15 protein-coding genes are annotated in these 18,294 nt (G+C 63.1%); 7 read left to right on the top strand and 8 right to left on the bottom strand.

Translation table 11 applies throughout. The features are described from left to right. The 5 genes from CO670_RS25265 to CO670_RS25245 all read left to right on the top strand — a co-directional run bounded on the left by CO670_RS25265 (position 1) and on the right by CO670_RS25245 (position 2,833). Positions 1-363 (top strand): hypothetical protein, encoded by a 363-nt coding sequence (locus CO670_RS25265; RefSeq protein WP_097592770.1) that lies wholly within the window; start codon positions 1-3, stop codon positions 361-363. 69 nt (positions 364-432) lie between these two features. Continuing rightward, the gene (locus tag CO670_RS25260; RefSeq protein WP_097592769.1) at positions 433-687 is read left to right on the top strand and encodes a hypothetical protein; all 255 of its coding nucleotides are present in this window, start codon (positions 433-435) and stop codon (positions 685-687) included. After that, complete coding sequence (locus CO670_RS25255; protein ID WP_097592768.1) at positions 684-1,127, top strand: type II toxin-antitoxin system PemK/MazF family toxin; 444 nt, start codon at positions 684-686, stop codon at positions 1,125-1,127. The genes CO670_RS25260 and CO670_RS25255 overlap by 4 nt, the downstream gene beginning before the upstream one ends. A gap of 26 nt (positions 1,128-1,153) precedes the next feature. Then, positions 1,154-2,035, top strand: a complete 882-nt coding sequence (locus CO670_RS25250; RefSeq protein ID WP_097592767.1) for an MBL fold metallo-hydrolase — start codon at positions 1,154-1,156, stop codon at positions 2,033-2,035. 24 nt (positions 2,036-2,059) lie between these two features. Then, positions 2,060-2,833: an aminoglycoside phosphotransferase family protein gene (locus CO670_RS25245; RefSeq protein WP_097592766.1), complete on the top strand. Its 774-nt coding sequence runs from the start codon at positions 2,060-2,062 to the stop codon at positions 2,831-2,833. Here the strand turns inward: CO670_RS25245 and CO670_RS25240 are convergent, their stop codons facing one another. From CO670_RS25240 to CO670_RS33080, 3 genes are all read right to left on the bottom strand, one after another. Next, a complete protein-coding gene (locus CO670_RS25240) occupies positions 2,834-3,877 on the bottom strand; it encodes a magnesium and cobalt transport protein CorA (RefSeq protein ID WP_097592765.1) in 1,044 nt (347 codons plus the stop codon). Between the two features lie 134 nt (positions 3,878-4,011). Further along, positions 4,012-4,722 carry a DUF4272 domain-containing protein gene (locus tag CO670_RS25235; RefSeq protein WP_097592764.1) on the bottom strand — a complete coding sequence of 237 codons (711 nt, stop codon included), beginning with the start codon at positions 4,720-4,722 and terminating at the stop codon, positions 4,012-4,014. 12 nt (positions 4,723-4,734) lie between these two features. Continuing rightward, a complete protein-coding gene (locus CO670_RS33080) occupies positions 4,735-4,971 on the bottom strand; it encodes a hypothetical protein (protein WP_176539017.1) in 237 nt (78 codons plus the stop codon). On the opposite strand from CO670_RS33080, the gene CO670_RS25230 reads away from it, so the two are divergent. Together CO670_RS25230 and CO670_RS25225 are read left to right on the top strand one after the other, a co-directional pair. Further along, positions 4,922-6,805, top strand: a complete 1,884-nt coding sequence (locus CO670_RS25230) for a HAMP domain-containing methyl-accepting chemotaxis protein (RefSeq protein WP_097592777.1) — start codon at positions 4,922-4,924, stop codon at positions 6,803-6,805. The genes CO670_RS33080 and CO670_RS25230 overlap by 50 nt on opposite strands. A 200-nt stretch (positions 6,806-7,005) precedes the next feature. Beyond that, complete coding sequence (locus CO670_RS25225; protein ID WP_097592763.1) at positions 7,006-9,981, top strand: NAD(P)-dependent oxidoreductase; 2,976 nt, start codon at positions 7,006-7,008, stop codon at positions 9,979-9,981. A 97-nt stretch (positions 9,982-10,078) separates the two neighbouring features. Here the strand turns inward: CO670_RS25225 and CO670_RS25220 are convergent, their stop codons facing one another. The 5 genes from CO670_RS25220 to CO670_RS25200 form a co-directional block, all read right to left on the bottom strand. Then, the gene (locus CO670_RS25220; protein ID WP_097592762.1) at positions 10,079-11,530 is read right to left on the bottom strand and encodes an NCS1 family nucleobase:cation symporter-1; all 1,452 of its coding nucleotides are present in this window, start codon (positions 11,528-11,530) and stop codon (positions 10,079-10,081) included. A 126-nt stretch (positions 11,531-11,656) separates the two neighbouring features. Further along, the gene (locus tag CO670_RS25215; RefSeq protein ID WP_097592761.1) at positions 11,657-12,835 is read right to left on the bottom strand and encodes an alpha/beta fold hydrolase; all 1,179 of its coding nucleotides are present in this window, start codon (positions 12,833-12,835) and stop codon (positions 11,657-11,659) included. Positions 12,836-12,968: 133 nt separating this feature from the next. Further along, positions 12,969-16,040 (bottom strand): efflux RND transporter permease subunit, encoded by a 3,072-nt coding sequence (locus CO670_RS25210; protein ID WP_097592760.1) that lies wholly within the window; start codon positions 16,038-16,040, stop codon positions 12,969-12,971. Continuing rightward, entirely contained in the window at positions 16,037-17,125 is a 1,089-nt protein-coding gene (locus CO670_RS25205; RefSeq protein WP_097592759.1) for an efflux RND transporter periplasmic adaptor subunit, read from the bottom strand. Before CO670_RS25205 ends, CO670_RS25210 begins: the two co-directional genes overlap by 4 nt. After that, positions 17,122-18,195, bottom strand: coding sequence for an efflux RND transporter periplasmic adaptor subunit (locus CO670_RS25200; protein ID WP_097592758.1), 1,074 nt, complete (start codon positions 18,193-18,195; stop codon positions 17,122-17,124). Before CO670_RS25200 ends, CO670_RS25205 begins: the two co-directional genes overlap by 4 nt. Positions 18,196-18,294: the final 99 nt, after the last annotated feature.

The raw sequence follows: 18,294 nt of genomic DNA, 5'->3' as shown, positions 1-18,294 counted from the left end.
ATGCTTCGACCGATATTCTTCATCGCGACCCTGCCGGTCTGCGTCGCGTGCCTCGCCGCCTGGAGCATCGACACCGATCGCTCGACACCGGACAAGCACGGCCTCTTCGAAATACGCGAGGAGGCCAGGCGCTTCATCGCGCAGGAAAACGCCAAAGGGCGCGAGCAATGGGACGTGCTGGAACCCAATGCGAAGGTGCTGGTTCCCCGTTGCGCGGTGCCGCTTCTGGCGCAATGGACGCCGAAAAGCCTGGGCCGCTCGAAACCCAGTGTGATGGTGATGTGCGAAACTGCCGTGCCGAACGCAGTGATGAAGCGCTGGGATGTGCATGTACCGGTGGAGCGGAGACGGAGGCCGGAGTGAAACACATTCATTATTATATTGAAAAATTTTGTAATTTACGTATTTTACACGTAATCATGGAGACAAGGAATGGCCACGGCAATAAGAGTGCCCGCAACAGTATTTTCCCGTAGCTTCGCGCGGTATCAGGATGAGGCAATGACCGGAAAGGTCATCGAGGTCACCAGCCATGGGCGAGTCATCGGCGGCTATCTTTCTGCGAGCGAGCTTGAACATTACATAAACCTGAAACGCCGGGAGCGTGAAGTTCTCGTTGTCGGAGAGTTGGACGACGAGACCATTTCAGACATTGAAAATGCTCAATACGGCGTGGTGCCTAAGTGAAGCTTCCCGCACCTGCGCCCGGCTTGGTGGTCAGATACTCGTTTCTTTGGAAAGAGGATTACGACAAGGGAAAATACGAAGCGTCCAAGGATCGGCCTTGTGCGATCGTTCTTGCGACGAAGGTGAAAGACACGGCGGCGATTCAAGTCGTCGTCGTACCGATTACGCATTCTGAACCCAACCAGCCCGACGACCCGGCATCACTCGAAATACCACCCGCAATCGCAAAATCGCTCGGCTTGGACAACGGGCGGCATTGGCTGCGGCTAACCCAGCTGAACCGCTTTATCTGGCCCGGTTTTGACCTGCGCCCGCGACCCGACGACCCCAGTCGCGTCGAATACGGGTTTATTCCCGAGGAATTCTTCAAGCAGATCAAAGCTGCGATCCTTGCCGAAAACAATAGGAGAAAGCTGTCGTTTACGCCGCGGGACGAGTAGCCTTACTGCCCTCAGGAGGCCATGACGTGAACCCATCGATAGAATTGTGCTCCCACCCCGGACTCGACGAGCGGATCGTGATCGTCAGGGCGGGTGACGAAGTGGATGCCGTGTTTGTCAGGACCGAGAGGTTCAACGTGCTGATCGATACGCTCGGCACGCCCGAGCTTTGCAGAACGGCCTTGGATCTGCTGGAAGAAAAGGCCGAGGTCCGCCCGCTGATCGTCGTCAATTCGCATATGGATTGGGATCACTTCTGGGGAAATGCCGCCATTGCAGGGCGTGCTCCGATCATTGCGCATGCCGCGGCCCTCGACCGCCTGCGCGATCCCGCGACACGGCAGGTCCTGCAGGACAAGGCTGGCGAGGAAGCGCGGTTTCGCGATGTCGAGCTCATCGGCCCCGACATCACCTTCTCCGGATCGATGGTTCTGAACGGCGGCGATCTGACGCTCGAACTCATTCATACGCCGGGGCACACGCCCGACCATCTCGCCGTCTGGATTCCCGAACTGCGCGTCTGCCTGGCCGTCGACGCCGTCGAATATCCCGTTCCCGAGGTCTGGAGCAGAAGTGCGGATGATCTTCGCCTGATCCGCGCCTCGCTGGAGCGTATCCGCGACCTTGATGCGAGACTGGTCATCCCTGCGCATGGCGGGACGTGCTCTCCATCGACGGTCGCTAAGAACCTCGCTTATTTCGAGAGTCTGGCCGATCGCGTCGGTCGTTTGGGCGGGAGCCGGCTCGCGGACCCGGAACTCGGCAATGCAAGCGGGTTCAGGCTCGAAGACTTCGTCGCCATTCCCGGCGACATGCCTTCGGATACCCTGGCGTTCTACCGGAACTGCCATGAGACAAATCTGGGCGCCACGGTTCAGGCGCATGGCGAAAAACTGAAATCCGCATAGAGCAGTCGCACTGGGAGGCATGACGTGAAGCAGTTGGAGGGCGGGCGGACCGGGCAGATCTGGCGCGACGGCAATAGCGTGATCAGACCATCGGGCGCTTGGACGCCGACGGTGCATCGGTTCCTGCGCCATCTCAGGAATAGAGGCTTCCGCGCAGCGCCGGAGCCCATCGCAATATCAGCCGAAGGCCAGGAGGTCGTGGGCTACGTCGCCGGGCGCGTCTGCGAAGACCTCGGCGATCCCTTTGTCGGATCGGAGCGGATGCTGATCTCGGCAGCGAGGCTGCTGCGCGATTTTCACTCGGCCTCCGAAGGTTTTCTGGAAGCGGATGGCGAGATCAACACATGGATGCTGCCGCCGCAGGAGCCAAGGGAGATCATCTGCCACGCCGACTTCGCGCCCTATAACGTCGCCACCATGGATCACGAGGCTGTCGGGATCATCGACTTCGACACTTCCCATCCCGCGCCGCGCCTGTGGGATCTCGCTTATGCGGTCTATCGCTGGGCGCCCCTCTCCGATCCCGCCAATCCGGCTGTCGCCTTCGGACTCGAAGAACAGTTGCGACGGGCGGAAATCTTCTGCACCGCCTATGGGGCGACGGTCGAAGAACGCCAACAGCTTCCGGAGATGATCCGCAGACGGCTTCAAGCCCTTGTCGACTTCATGTTGGCAAATGCCGCCGCTGGAGACGAGACATTTGTCGAGGATGTCGCGACGGGAGATGCGAGCCTCTATCTGAACGACATCCAGTATATCGGCACACATCGAGATCGGCTGCTGAAGGCGCTCTCCTGACTAAAGCCACTTCCGCCGGCGGAAGAAAGTGAAAAGGCTGAGGCAAAGGACGCTGATGACGCCGAGCACGAAGAAATAGCCATACTGGAATTTCAGTTCCGGCATATCGTCGAAATTCATGCCGTAGATACCGGCGATCGCCGTGGGAACGGCGAGGATCGCCGCCCAGGCGGCAAGCTTGCGAGCGATCGCCGTCTGTTCCGTCTGGCCGATCATGACACTCGCTTCGAAGGCGAAGGCGAGCACCTCGCGCAGCGCGTCGATATCTTCCTGAACCCGGCGCACGTGATCGGTTACATCGCGAAACAGCGATTGCAGCGTCGGGTCCATGCCGGGAAGATCGATGTGCTCGTATCGTCGGCAGACGTCGACGAGCGGCACCACGGCATTGCGCAGCCGCAAGAGCTTGCGGCGCAGCAGATAAAGCCGCTCGATATCGGACTTGCCCAGCTGTTCGCGCAGCACCAGATCCTCGAGCTTCTCGACCTCCTCCTGCACGACCTCGATGACAGGCATGTAATTGTCGACGATGAAATCGAGGATCGAATAGAGGATGTAGTTCTCGCCATGGGCAAGAGCGGCGGGCGTCGCCTCGCACCGCTGCCTGACCGCCAGGTAGGAAGAGGATTCTCCGTGGCGCACGGAGACGACATAACCGCGGCCGACGAACAGATGCGTTTCGCCGAAGATGATCTCGCCATCCTTCATATGGGCGGTGCGGGCGACGATGAACATCGCCTCCCCATAGATCTCCAGCTTCGGGCGCTGGTGGGGTTGCGCCGCATCCTCGATCGCCAGCGGATGAAGGTTGAACTCCGCCTGGATCTGATGCAGCAGCACTTCATCCGGCTCATGCAGGCCGATCCAGACGATGGCATTCTCGCGGTTTCGCCATTCGCCCGCCTCCTCGATCCTGATGTCGCGAATGCGCTGCCCATGCTGGTAGACGGCGGCGGCGACGACACCCCGCCGCTCATGCGGCTGCGATGCCGAACCGCTGCCGGCGGGCGCGGAAACACTCTCCAGATCCTTCAGCCGTTCCAATCCTGCCGTCCTCCCACTCCCGCGGACCATGCATCCGCCCCCAACGCCGGCCAGGCGTTGCGCCGATCATAATGCCATTTCGTAAAACATGCATCCGTCTCGGTGCGGTGCCGGCTGGCGAAGCATCACCGCCATCACGTATCCGTGGAAATATCGTCCCAGTCCTGATCCATGTAGCCGATCAGCCAGTTGAGGGCGTAGTGGCGCTCATAGACCACGCCCTTGTCCAATCCGGCGGGCGGCTCTTCGCCCTTCAGCCTGGCGTTCACGGCGGCCCAATCGTAGCGGTAGATCAGGTCGGCGGCGTCGAGCAGTTCGGCCTGCGGGCGCAGCTTGGCGCGGCGCATCAAGCCGTCCGTACCAAGTTCGCGCAGCGTGTTGGCGATGAACGGCACGTCGCAGATATGGTCGGGTCGTTCGAGCTCCGGCGTGATGCCGAGCGCCCACAGCATGACGTATGCGCCTTCGTAACGCCAGGTGAAATTGGTCCGGTCCTGATCGGAAGGATCGGGGTCGTCCATGAAGGCGCGCTCGTCCGGAGTGAAGAAACTTGCGGCGTCGAACTGCCGGATCAGGGCCTGGCCCATCGTATGGTCGCCGGTCTCGCCTTTGACGGCGACGATCGCCAGCGCGATGGCGCGCTGAACCACCGCCTTGGTATTCCGCCGCGTACTCGTGCGCTCGGGCTCGATCGCCGGCAGGTGATCGATAGTCGGAACACCTTCCGATTGAAGCAGGGCGACAGACCTTGCCTTGCGCGCCTGCGCCTCATCGGCGGTTTGAGAAACGGCGGCCTGCACCGGAATGATCAGTGCGAGAAGAGTGGAGAATATGCGCTTCATCATGTCCGGCTCCTGTCATCGCGGCAACGCGACCAATAGGCATTTTTCCGTATCAGCGGGATTGTCGGCCCGAAAACAAGGGCGGCTTTTGGCGGAATTGGTAAACGCGCCTTTACCCACGGAACAAATCGTTAAATTTTTTTCGCTACAAAATACCTTGGCCAGCCCGGTCTGCCGCCGGCGCTCGATTGAGGGCTTTTTCATGCACCGTCCAAACATCAAGTCCAGTTTGCTGTTGATTTTCAGCGGCATCGCCGTTCTCTTCGGCCTCGTCGCCTATCTCGCGGTCGACGGGCTTCGAAAGACGAACGGCTCGACGGAAGAAATAGCAAACCACTGGCTGCCGAGCGTGCAGGCATCGCAGGCGATCAACCTCGATATGACCAATTTGCGCCTCGCCTATCGCGATCACATCATCGCGCAGTCGGAGGTGGAAAAGAAAAGCCGGGAAGAAGCCATCGCAGCCGCCGAAGACAAGGTCCGAAAATCGGTGGATACCTATCTCTCGCTGGCTATTTCCGACCATGAGCGCGATTTGATCAAATCGATAAAGGAGAGCGTCGGCGGCTACATCGCCAGCAGCTCGCAGCTGCTCGTTCTGTCCCGCGCCAACAAGACCGAGGAAGCCGGGCAATATCTGGGCGCCGATATGCGCTCCTATTCGGACAAGCTCAAGGAAGCCACGACAGCCCTGGTCGCACTTGACGTGGAGGGCAGCAGGGAGGCCGCGGAGCTCAGCAAGACGACCTTCGCCTCGATCGAATTCTACCTGCTTGCCGCAATCGGCTTTGCCGGACTGCTGGTTCTCGGCGCCGTCGTCTTCGTGCTGAAAGGCATCGCCAATCCGATTACCGGCATCACCGCCGCAATGCGCAGGCTCGCCGAGGGCGACACGAGTTCGGAAATTCCCTTCTCCGACCGTGCCGACGAAATCGGCTCGATGGCGGGAGCGGTGGAGATCTTCCGCCAGGCCGCAATCACCAACAAGCGCATGGCGATGGAAGCCGAGGAAAATCGCAGCCGGGCAGAGGCGGATCGTCTTGCCGCCCAGGCACAAGCGGAAGCCGAAGCCTCGGAGCGGCTGCGCATCGCCACGTCAGGCCTTGCCGGCGGCTTGAAGCGGCTCGCCTCGGGCGATCTCGCCTTCCAGCTCAACGAGGCCTTCGCCCCCGATTTCGAGGCATTGCGCCATGACTTCAACCAGTCCGTCACCCAGCTCGGCGCGACCCTGAGAGCGATTTCCGACAGCATCGGCACGATCGACGAGGGCACGCGGGAAATCTCCTCGGGTGCGGGCGATCTTTCCAGGCGCACCGAGCAGCAGGCCGCTTCGCTGGAGGAAACGGCCGCCGCTCTGGAAGAGATCACCGCCAACGTATCGAACTCCACCAAACGGACCGAGGAGACGCGTAAGGTCGCCACGGAGGCAAACCGCAGCGCCGTCAGCTCCGCCGACGTCGTTTCCCATGCCGAAGAGGCGATGGAGCGCATCGAGACCTCGTCGCAGCAGATTTCCAACATCATCAGTGTCATCGATGAAATCGCGTTCCAGACCAACCTTCTCGCGCTCAATGCCGGCGTGGAAGCGGCCAGAGCCGGCGAGGCCGGCAAGGGCTTTGCGGTGGTCGCCCAGGAGGTGCGCGAACTTGCCCAGCGCTCGGCAAGTGCCGCCAAGGAAATCAAGAGCCTGATCCAGAATTCTTCGAAAGAAGTGGAGGGCGGCGTCAAGCTGGTGCGCGATACCGGCCAGGCGCTGAAGACCATCGGCGGCTTCATCACCGAGATCAATCAGCACATGGATTCGATCGCAACCTCCGCGAAGGAGCAGTCGATCGGCCTCAGCGAAGTCAACGGCGCGGTCAACCGGATGGATCAGACCACGCAGCAGAACGCGCACATGGTGCAGCAATCGACGGCGGCATCGGATTCGCTGGCGCAGGAAGCCCAGAAGCTTCGCGAGCTCGTCAGCCAGTTCCGCCTCGACGATGCGGCTTCCGGCCAATCGGCGGCGCTTCGCGCGACGGCGCGATCGATCACGCAGCCGGCGGCTCGCGCCGCCATCCATGCGGTTGCCGCACGCGGCTAAGGGCTGCTCTCGCGATCTCCCGGGTCAAGCTCGCCGCACATTCTGCCGGACGATAGGACGCGTCCGGCCCGCTGCCAATCGCGCCATCACGAACACCGATGGCGCGTTTCGCCTGTCGTTCGGCGCATATGAGGTTGTCTCGCCGGAGCAGTCGCTTCACCATAAAAGCGATTTCAGCTCCGAAAACAGACAGGCAGGCCATGACAGATATCGCGCAGATGCAGGAACAGCGATTGAACGCCCTTCGACAGACCGCGTCGGGCGCGCCGAAACTGCCGTCCAACCCGTTCTTCGGCGTCGGGCCGATCACCGATGCGACGACCGACGAAGTGGATAGCCGCCTGCGGCGGATCGCCTTTGACGCCTGGATCGAGAAAACCTATCGCAAGTTCGACGACCGTGGCAACGATATCGGCGGCTTCACCACGGCCGAGATTTCCCGTAGCATGCATCGCGGCTATCCGGCCGACAAGATCCTGACCGACATGATGCGGGCGATCCATCGCTATTTCGGTTTCCCGAAGGAGAACCGCATGGCGGTGGGGCTCGGCGGCGGCCATAGCGGTTTCACCGTCTGCATCCAGCACCTGATGAATGCCAACGACGCCGCCCAGCGCGTCTATGTCGATACGCCGCGGCCGGAGAGCGATCCGTCCAAGGCCGCCGGCTTCTTCCGCCAGTCCTGGGCGACGCAGCTGATCGAGATGCAGCGCTTCGCGGAAAAAGGCTGCGAGACCCGCATCCATTTCGCCGCCTCCGAAGGAGTGATCCCGACGGCGGCCGAACTGTCCAGCCTCGGCGTCTCGATCTTCGTCGGCGTCGGCCATGAGACGACAGGGGCCAATGCCTATACCAGCGCCGAGATCCACGAGCTGTTGAACTGGCTCGACGGCGATCCGGCCAACCGCCATGCCGTATTCGACGCCACCTCGATGCTCGGGGCCATGCCGTGGGAGCCTGAACTGGTCAGCGCCGTCATGGCGAAGTGCTGCCTGTTCATGCCCTTCCAGAAGGCGATCGGCGGCATCTCCGGCTATTTCGTCGCCTCCTTCACGCCGCATGCTCTGGCGCTGATCGAGAAGAACCAGCAGGATCCCGCCTGGGCGATCCCGCGCCAGCTGAAGATCGCGCCGCCGATCGATCCCCGGCAGCCGTTCTCGGCCAAGCGCTCCGTCGATGCCGGCCCGTTCTACGATGCCGGCGAAGACCGCATGCTCGGCGGCGTCATCAACACCTACAGCGCGCTTGCCTTTGCCGAGACCACCTTCGGCTTGCTGCAGTCCGAAGCCCGGGTCGGCTCCGTCGTCGATCTCAACCGCCGCTCCGCCGCCAACCGCGCCGTGATCGACGAGTGGGTCGCAGCCCATCCGCTGCTGTCGCTGACCGTCACCGATGCCGAGCGCCGCGGCGCGGCCGTGACGCTGCTGAAGGTCGAGGACGACGGCATCACCGATGCCGGCATCCACGCCCGCATCATCGCCCGCTCCAAGCAGCTGCTCGGTTATGAGGGCATCACCCATCCGAACGGCGAATACGAGCCCGGCCTCGATGCGGCCCGCTACGTTAATGCCTTCCCGGGCACGCCAGGCGATTACCGCGCCTGGGTCGGCGGCATCCGCGAGCCCGAAGATGTCGTGGCACTCCTGGAAAACCTGCAATACGCTTATCTGCGCGCCAAGATCGTCGTGCTCGAAGAGGAGCTCGCAAAACAGGGCGTGACCTTCGAAGCCCCCGTCAAGGCCGATGGCGCCGTCCGCAAGGACGACCCGAACCGCGCCTATACGGTGCTGATCGCCGATCTGGTGGGCCTGCGCTTCGGCGCCGATGGCGAGCCCGATTACAGCGAGGTGAAGGCCTATATCGAGGAAAAGGGCGGCAGCTTCCATCTCGGCCCGCTCGGTGATCGCGCCAGCCTCGAAAAGGGCCGCATCCATTTCTTCTATCAGCCGAACCTTAGCACCGAGGCGGAGATCCTGCCGCAGACCGACAAGGGCCAGTATGATGCGCTGATCGCGGCTGCGACCTTCATTCCGAAGGGCTCGGTCTTCCCGCTCGGCGGCGTGCGCATCGGCGCCGGCACCGGCAATATGGGCTCGGCCTCCTGGGGCGGCGGCAATGGCGAGGGCGGCACTGCGGCCCTGATGAACACGCCCGGCATCAACAGCCGCGCGACCGCCCAGATGGCCGTGAAGGCGATCCTCAAGGTCGTGCCCGACCTGCCGGTCGATCGGCTCCACCGGATGGTCGCCGGCGGCGATTTCGATACCGGCCGCCAGCTCAAGGATTTCCCGACGGCGAAACTCGAGGGCCGCAAGCTTGCCGTTCTCGGCTACGGCAATATCGGCCGCGAAGTCGCCAAGCTCGCCAAGGCCTTCGGCATGAAGGTGGCAATCTATGCCCGCGAGCATCACAAGCGCTGGATCGAAGCTGAGGGCTTCGACTATGCCGCAAGCCCGGTCGAAGCGGCAAGCGGCGCCGACGTACTTTCCGTCCATATCGGCCTCGGCCGCCTGGATGCCGCGACCGGCACCTATTCCAATGCCGGCACCGTCGATGCGAAGGTGCTCGGCGCCATGAAGGATGGCGCGATGCTGGTCAATTACGACCGCGGCGAAGTCGTTGACGCCGGCGCGCTCGATGCAGCGCTTGCCTCCGGCAAGATCGCCCATGCGGCGATTGACGCCGATCTCTTCAGGGATGCCGCGACCGGTGCGCTCAGCGGGCCGATGCTGCCCTACCTGCCGCTCGAAGAGCGCCACAAGGGTAAGCTGGAGCTCCTGCCGCACGCCGCCGCCGACACCGACCACCCGTCGCGGGTGACCGGCGCCAGGCAGGCGGTCGACCAGATCTTCGACGTCATCCGCTTCAAATCGGTCGTCAATCTCAAGGGCGACCTGCCGGAAGGCTACGTCTCCGGCGGCAGCCGCACGCCGGCCGGCATCGGCAAGGTGACGAAGCAGGTCGTCGCGGAAGCCGGCCGCAAGTCGGAGCTTCTGGAAGAACTGCGCCAGGCTTCAGAAAAGATCGCCGCGATCACCGGTGCGCTCTCGGCCGTTTCCGACCAGGATCACCGCCAGCGGATCGTCGAGCGTTATACCAGCCTGCTGGTCGAAAATGCCGACCGGCAGCGCGCGCTTCTCGAGCAGCTCGGCCTCTACGGGCCGGCGCAGGGGTAAGACTCTTCGACGGGTTCTGACCGAGCCCAAGACCCCTCCCCACCAAGGTTACAAGTGGGGAGGGGCAGTCGTCGGTCATGCCGGGCGTTCGCGTTCGTCAGGACGCGAAGGCGGGATTGCGCCGGGCGCCCATTCTCAGCACGAAATAGATCGCTCCGCCGATGGCGACGCCGAAGAACCAGCCGTAGGTGCCCCACCAATCCGGCAGGATCGAGGTGAAGGTCGGCAGGATCGAGGAGAAGAGCGCGCCCACCGCGAATGCGATGAAGGCATTGCCGTGCCACCCGTTCTGGAAGCGGAACTCGCCGCTCTCATGATAGAGCGCTTCGACGTTCAGCTGGCTCTTTCTGATGAGGTAATAATCCACCATCATGATGCCGAAGATCGGCCCCATCGTCGAACCGATGAAGTTGACGAAATGCGCCGCACCCGTTTCCCAGGGTGCAAACGGATAGAGCACGAGGGCGATCAGCGCGGCGATGTATCCGCCGCGCTTGAAGTTGATCTGGCGCGGGAAGACGTTGGCGAAGTCGAAGGCGGGCGAGACGAAGTTCGCCACGACGTTGATGCCGAGCGTTGCGACCGCGAATGTCAGCGCGGCGAGCAGCGCCAGGAACCAGCTGTCGAATTTCGCCGAGATCTGTTCGGGATGCAGCAGCACCTCCCCATAGACCGTAAAGGCGGCCGTGGTGGTGACGCCGGCGACGAGGCAGAAGGCCAGGAGGTTGATCGGCAGGCCCCAGAGGTTGCCCTTGCGCAGCGCCTTTTCACTCGTCGCGTAACGAGAGAAATCGCAGAAGTTCAGGTAGAGCGCAGCGAAATAGGTGATCCAGGTGGCGGCAACGGCGGCAAGCGCTGCGATCGAGCCGGGTTCGCCCGGCACGCCTGCATCCTTGGTCTTTTCGATCAGGACGTCACGCGGGATTTCCGAACCGAAGGAGAAAGTGCCTGATTTAACGACCAGATAGACTGCGAGGATCAGCATCATGATCCAGACGGCCGGACCCGCCCAATCCTGGAACTTGCGGACCGTTTCCATGCCGCGCTGGATGATCAGCAGCTGCAGCGCCCAGACGATCACGTAGCAGATGAGCTCCAGCGTCGAATGGCCGAGCATGTGGCTGTTCTGGTGAAAGGCAAGCAGGCTCTCGTTGCGGATCAGCAGGGCGACGATGGCGCCGGATGCGGCGGCGGTCTGCGCGCCGTACCAGAAGCAGGCGACCACGGCCCGGACCAGGGCCGGAACGTTGGCGCCGAAGGTGCCGAAGGAGGCGCGCGCCAGCACCGGAAAGGGGACGCCCGTGCGCACGCCGGCATTGCCGACCAGGCTCATCAGGAAGAAGATGACGAGAGAGCCGATGCCGATGGCAATGACGAAATTCACGAAGCTGCCGCAGAGCAGGAACAGGCTCGCCGCCAGATAATAGCCCCACAGGCTGTGAACGTCCGACGTCCAGACGTTGAAGATGCTGAATGCACCCCATTTGCGTTCTTCGGCGGGTGCAAGATCCTCGTTATATAACGAGGGAGACGGATTTCGTATGCTCATGAATGCCCTCCCATATCCCCAATGACCGACTCGGCCACGGATGGAAGTGTGCTCTTCATTTAGGCATATGACAATTTAATAGTCATATTGTACACAATCTTGAATGCCCGGCTGTACAGACTCCGGCTATTGTGAGCGAACGACACGCCCGGCCAGGCGAAACGGGCTTGCGACCGCAGCACCGGCGGCATCGAAGACGAAGGCGCCGACATCGCCGGCGCTCGAGCGCCTGCCGCTCTCGAAGGAGGCAAGCTGGGCGCCGAACTTGGCGAGCGATGCATAACGGTCGTGGCCCAGCCCGTCGGATGTCTTGATCGACGTGATGTCGATGACCCGAAGCCTCGCCTTCAAGGCCGCCTCCTCGATGAAGGGATCGTCGATATCGAGCCGCCCGACGCGCGGCCGTTCTCCGGCGATGAAGCTGGAGGCCACCAGCGCCCGGTCGTCCTTGGAAACCAGGAGCGAGATCGGGATCGGCATTGGCCCGATATCCTTCAGCTGCGACCGGAAGACATCGACATCGATATCGGGTGCGGCGAGCACCACCGCCAGCTTGCCGATGACGGCGTCGCGATGCTGCAGCTTGAGTTCCCGCACCGTTTCCATCACCAGGAACCCGCCCATGCTGTGCCCGAAGAGGATGATGCGCTTCACCCTGCCCGATGCCGAGAGCGACGTGACGAGGCCATCGAGCTCGCTGCGCGAGGAGAGCGCGGCATCGCGGTCGGCGACATATCCGGCGACGGAAGCGGCCGAAGGCCAGGAGAACAGGATCGGCGCGCCTGGAATTTTCGCGTCGGCGGCGATCTGGGCGGTGCGATAAAGCGCCTCCTGATAGCTGTAATTATAGCCGTGGACGAAAATGCCGACGGTGCCGTCGGGCTGCACGGAGGCGAGCGCCTGCTGCACGAAAGCGTCCTTCGGAAGTTGCTTGCGTTCGACCACGGCAAATTGCCGCTCCGGATCGAGCTTGGCCGTGGGATAGGTAATGGCGGCATCCTTCCTCCCGGAAGGGACCGAAAAGGCGTATTGCTCGTAAGTGAGCTTCTCGGCCCACGCACTGCCGAAGCCGCCCCGCATGCCATCGGGGGTTCTGTTGGTCGCAGCGAGCACGCTCACCCTGTCCGGGCTCGTTTCGGAATGGACCGCCTCGCTCAGACGGACGGGCGTCAAGACCTCGGGCGACGGTCTCGTGGTGCAGCTGGCAAGCATCGCCAGCGCGATCGCGACGATAATCGCCGGAGCAGCCTTCGGCAGGGTTTGAGGACCTGCCTTCGGCAGCCCTCGGGAATATCGTTCAGCCATCGGTCCTTTTCCCTCAAGGCATATGCGCGCTGTGGGATGGCATCGCCTGCGCCATCCCACCCATTTCATCGCGGCCGGTGTTGCAGCGGCCGCAGCGGCGGCGGCCGTAGGCGATGGCCGCCGAAGGCTGTCCTCATGCCTCTGCGGCGGTTTCGGCCCGAACGCCTTCATCCCTCGGGATCCTGAACCAGGCGACGTAGAGCGCCGGCAGGAACAGCAGGGTGAGCGCGGTTCCGACGACGATGCCGCCCATCATGGCGTAGGCCATCGGCCCCCAGAAGATCTCGCGCGAGATCGGGATCAGCGCGAGCGTTGCCGCCGCTGCCGTCAGCATGATCGGCCGCATGCGGTGCTCGGTCGCCTCGATGACGGCCTGCCAGGGCGCGACACCTTCGGCGCGCAGATGCTCGATCTGCACGACCAGGATGACGGAGTTTCGGATCAGGATGCCGATCAGCGCCAGCACACCGAGGATGGCGACGAAGCCCATCGGCGCATTGCTGAGCAGCAGCGCCGTGACCACGCCGATCAGCGCCGTCGGGGCCACCGCGAAGACCAGGAAGAGGCGGCTGAAGCTCTGCAGCTGGATCATCAGGATCGTCGCCATCGTGAACAGCATCAGCGGTGCGACGGCGGCGATCGGCCCCTGGGCGTCGGCGCTGGATTCAACGGCACCGCCAATTTCCACCTTGTATCCCACTGGCAGGTTCTTCTGGAACGCCTCGACCTTCGGCTTCAGTTGGTCGACGATCGTCGCCGGCTGCGTCGAACCGATCACGGCTGCCTTGAGCGTGATGGTCGGCTGCCGGTCGCGCCGCCAGATCGTCGGCTGTTCGAGCTCGTAGCGAAAATTCGCCACCGCCGAGAGCGGCATGACCTTGCCGCTGGAGCTGGAGAGCTGCAGGTTTTCGAGCGTCTGGATGGAATCGCGCTCCGACGCCTTGGCGCGGCCGATGACGTTGACCAGGTAGATGTCGTCACGGATCTGCGTCGCCGTCGAACCTTCGACGATGCCGTTGAGGGCGGTGGCGATATCCTCCGAGGAGATGCCGAGCTGGCGCGCCTTGTCCTGCAGCACATCGACCTTGACCACGCGCGAGGGCTCGTTCCAGTCCAGCACCATGTTCGACAGCAGCGGATGCGCACCGACGATGCCGGCAAACTGCTGGGAGATATCGCGCACCTTCTGGATATCGGGACCGCTGATCCGGTACTGCACCGGCTTGCCCACCGGCGGACCGATGTCCAGAAGCTTCACGAAGGCGTCGGTGCCGGGGAAGGTCTTGGTCAGATAGGTCTGCAGGTCCGCCCGCACCTTGTCGCGCACATCGAGCCCCTTGGTGACGACCACCGTCTGTCCGAACGAGACATCGGGCGTCTGCACGTCGAAGGAAAGGATGAAGCGAGGCGCGCCCTGGCCGACATAGGTCGTCCAGTGATCGATGTCCTTGTTGCCGGCCAGCATCTCCTTTTCGAACTTGGCCATCTGCCTGTTGGTCTCGGCGATCGAGCTGTTGTGCGGCAGGTTCCAATCGATGATGAGCTCGGTTCTGTCCGAATTGGGGAAGAACTGCTGCTGCACCAGCCCCATGCCGCCGACCGAAAGGCCGAAGACGCCGACGGTCAGAATGATGGTGATCCAGCGCCAGCGCATCGCCAGCCCGAGAAGCCAGGAGAAGATAGCGGCGAAGCGCCCCTTCTTCTCGTGATGCGATTTCATGGTCTTCGGCAGGATGGTGACGCCGAGAAGCGGCGTGAACAGCACCGCCACGATCCAGGACACGAGAAGCGACACCGCGATGACCACGAAAAGCGTGAAGGTGAATTCGCCTGCCGCGCTGCTGTTGAGACCAACGGGAATGAAGCCCGCGACGGTGACGAGCGTTCCCGTCAGCATCGGGAAGGCCGTCGATGTGTAGACATATGTGGCGGCCTTCTTCAGATCGTCACCCGCCTCCAGACGGGCAACCATCATCTCGACGGCGATCATGGCGTCGTCGACGAGCAGCCCGAGCGCGATGATCAGCGCGCCGAGCGAAATGCGCTGCAGGGAGATGCCGGAATATTCCATCACGACGAAAGTGATGGCGAGCACGAGAGGAATGGAGATCGCCACCACCATGCCGGCGCGAAGGCCGAGGCTGATGAAGCTGATGACGAGCACGATGACGATCGCTTCGAAGAGCGCGCGAGTAAAGCCCGAGACGGCCTCGTCGACGACATGCGGCTGGTCGGATACGCGGTGGACATCCACACCGATCGGAAGATCGGCGACGACGCGTTTCATCTGCGCGTCGAGCGCTTCGCCGAAATGCAGCAGGTTGGCGCCCTGCTTCATGCCGATGGCAAGCCCGATCGCCGGCTGGCCATTGAAGCGGAACAGCGCCGAGGGCGGATCGACATAGCCGCGCTTGATGGTGGCGACGTCGGTCAGCGGGAAGAAGCGGTCGTTGATGCGAAGGTTGATCGACCGCAGGCTTTCCTCGGAGGTGAACTGCCCGCTTACCCGCAGAGCGATGCGCTCCGGCCCGGCATCGACGAAGCCGGATTGCGTCACGGCATTCTGGGCCTGCAGGGTCTGGATGACAGACTGCTGGTCGATGCCGAGTGCTGCGATCTGGCGCGTGGAGAATTCGAGATAGATCGCCTCGTCCTGGGCGCCGATCACGTCGACCTTGCCGACATCCGGCACGGTCAGGACCTCGGAGCGGGCGTCTTCCACCAGATCGCGAAGCTGGCGCTGGGTCAGCCCGTCGCTGGTGAAGGCATAGATGTTGCCGAACACGTCGCCGAAGCGATCATTGTAGAAGGGACCGACGACACCGGTCGGGAAATCGCCCTTGATATCGGCGATCATGTTGCGGATGCGCAGCCAGGTCGGGGCAACATCTCTCGCTTTGGTCGTCGGCAGCAGTTCGACGAAGACGGTCGTCTGGCCGGCAACGGTCTGGCTCTTGGTGTAGTCGAGCGATTCCAGCTCCTGGAGCTTCTTCTCGATCCGGTCGGTCACCTGCCGCGTCACCTCCTCAGCGGAAGCGCCGGGCCACTGGGCGGTGATCACCATCGTCTTGATCGTGAAATTCGGGTCTTCCTCGCGGCCGAGGTTCAGGTAGGAGAAGGCGCCTGCGAGAATGAAGACGATCATGAAGTACCAGACGAGCGAACGGTGTTCGAGCGCCCAGTCGGAGAGATTGAAGGACTTCACTGGCTGATCTCCTGGTCGATCCTGATGGCCTGGCCATCCTGAAGTTTATGCACGCCGGCCACGACCACCCTGTCTCCGGGGGCAAGCCCTTCGGTGACGCGGACGGTGCCGCCGTCGGCGAGGTCGCCGTCGATCTTCACGCGGCGGAACGAGACTTTCCTGCCGGGCACGTCGACGATCCAGACGCTCGTCTCGTCGGTGCCGGCGAGGATGGCCGAAGACGGCAGCAGGATCTCGGGATCGGCGGCGATGGTAGCTGCGGCCGTGATGACGGAGCCGAGCCGGAAGGCTTCGGGCGGATCGGTGAGCGCGATCTTGGTCCGGCTCGTGCGGGTGGCCGTCTCGGCCTCGGGCGCGATCTCACGCACGACGCCTGACGTGCGGATCGTCGGATCGAGCTGCAGCGTCACTTCGAAGGGCGCGCCGATCTTCAGCTTCTGGGCGGCGGCCTGCGGAATGTCGACCACTGCGTCGCGCTTGTCCGGCCGCGCGATGGTCACCACCGTCTGGCCCGCCGATACGACCTGCCCGACCTCGGCCGATGTCGCCACCACCACCCCGTCGAATTCCGCCCGGAGCTGGGCGTAGCCGAGCTGCTCCCTGGCCTTGTCGAGATTGGCCTGCGCCTTGGCGACGGCGGCGGCAGCCGTGCGCCTTGCCTGCTCGGCCTCTTCGAGCGAGGCCTCGGTGCCCGAGCGCGACTCCACGAGCGCCCGCTGGCGCTGTTCCGTGGTCACCGCGTTTCTGAGCTGGGCGTCGCTGTTTTCCACGTCGGACTGCGCGTTGCGCACGGCAAGCTCCAGCGCCACGGGATCGATGGCGGCGACGACGTCACCCTTCTTGACGATATCGCCGACATTGACGTTGCGGGCGATCATCCGTCCGAGAATCCGGAAGCCGAGATCGGTCTCGATCATGGGCTCGATGGTGCCGGTCAGGCTGAGGCTCGAAGCCGGCGTCTGCCTGACCGTCATCGACAGCACCGGACGGGGCGCTTCCTCCCCGCTCTCTTCTGCCTTCGGCGAGCAGGAGGCAACCAGGGCCGTGCCCAGCATCAGTGCGGCTATCTTGAGACGAATACTCACTTGGAAGCTTCCTTGAGATAAGACACGATTTCACCGGGCCTGAGGAACTTGGTTCCGTCGGTCACCACGACCTCTCCTGTCGTCACACCCGATTTGACGATGAAGCTGCCGGTCTCGTAACCGGCGATCTCGACCGCCCTGACCGAAACCGCCGATGTGGCGGGATCGACGATCCAGACGGCCGGCTTGCCGTCCTTGGATGTCATTGCCGACCAGGGCAGCTGGATGACGTCCTCAGGGACGTAAGTGAAACGCCCGACGACGGGAGCGCCGAGCGGAATGGGCGCGTCGCTCGATATGGCGAGCTTTACCTTGATGGTGCCGGTGGAGGAATCGATCGTCGGCGAAATTTCGCGAACCTTCGCCGTGATTTTCTGCGCGGGGTCCGAGAGCAGGGTCACGGTGCCATCGCCGTCGACCGGACGCAGGAAGGCGCTTTCGACCACGTCGAAGACGGCATCCCGGTCGCCGTCATGGGCAAGGGTGAAGACGACCTGGGCTGCCTGCGCCACCTGCCCCACCTCGGCGTTGCGGGCGGTGATCACGCCATCGGCATCCGCCTTCAGCTCCGTATAGGACAGCGTATCCTGGGCGGTTTCCAGCAGCGCCTGCGCCGACTTCGTCGATGCCTGCGCGGTCAGAAGCGCCTCCTGCGCCTGGTCGAGCGCGGCGCGCGTCGTCACCTGCGTTCGAAACAGGCTCTGCTGGCGGTCGAATGCAAGCTGTGCCTGGGTCTGCTGCGCTTCAGCCGACTGAAGATTGGCGGCCGCCACATCCAGATCGGCCTTCTGCTCTTCCGGATCGATGCGCGCCAGGACCTGCCCCGCCTTGACGGACTGGCCGACCTCGGCGAGCCGCTCGATGATCTTGCCGCTGACGCGGAAGGACAGATCGGTCTGGATGCGTGCCCGGACTTCTCCCGTCAGCGCCCCGCCCTCGGCCAGCGGCTCGGACTTGGCCGTGACGGCGCCGACTTCCCGCGGGCTCGGCTCGGTCGGCCCGCCCCCGTCGCTGCATGATCCCAGACCGATGGCGCATAGGATCGCCGTGGCGACCAGAATGGTTCTCATAGTTGACCTCTTGCTCTCAACGGCAGCTGCTATATAATTGACTGACGCATTAGTCAATGAAACTTTGTGCTGCGGGGAACGAGGACCGGCACGACAGGG

Source organism: Rhizobium sp. J15 (genome assembly GCF_002531825.1).
GTDB lineage: Bacteria > Pseudomonadota > Alphaproteobacteria > Rhizobiales > Rhizobiaceae > Rhizobium.
This window is presented reverse-complemented; position numbering and strand designations above follow the sequence as displayed.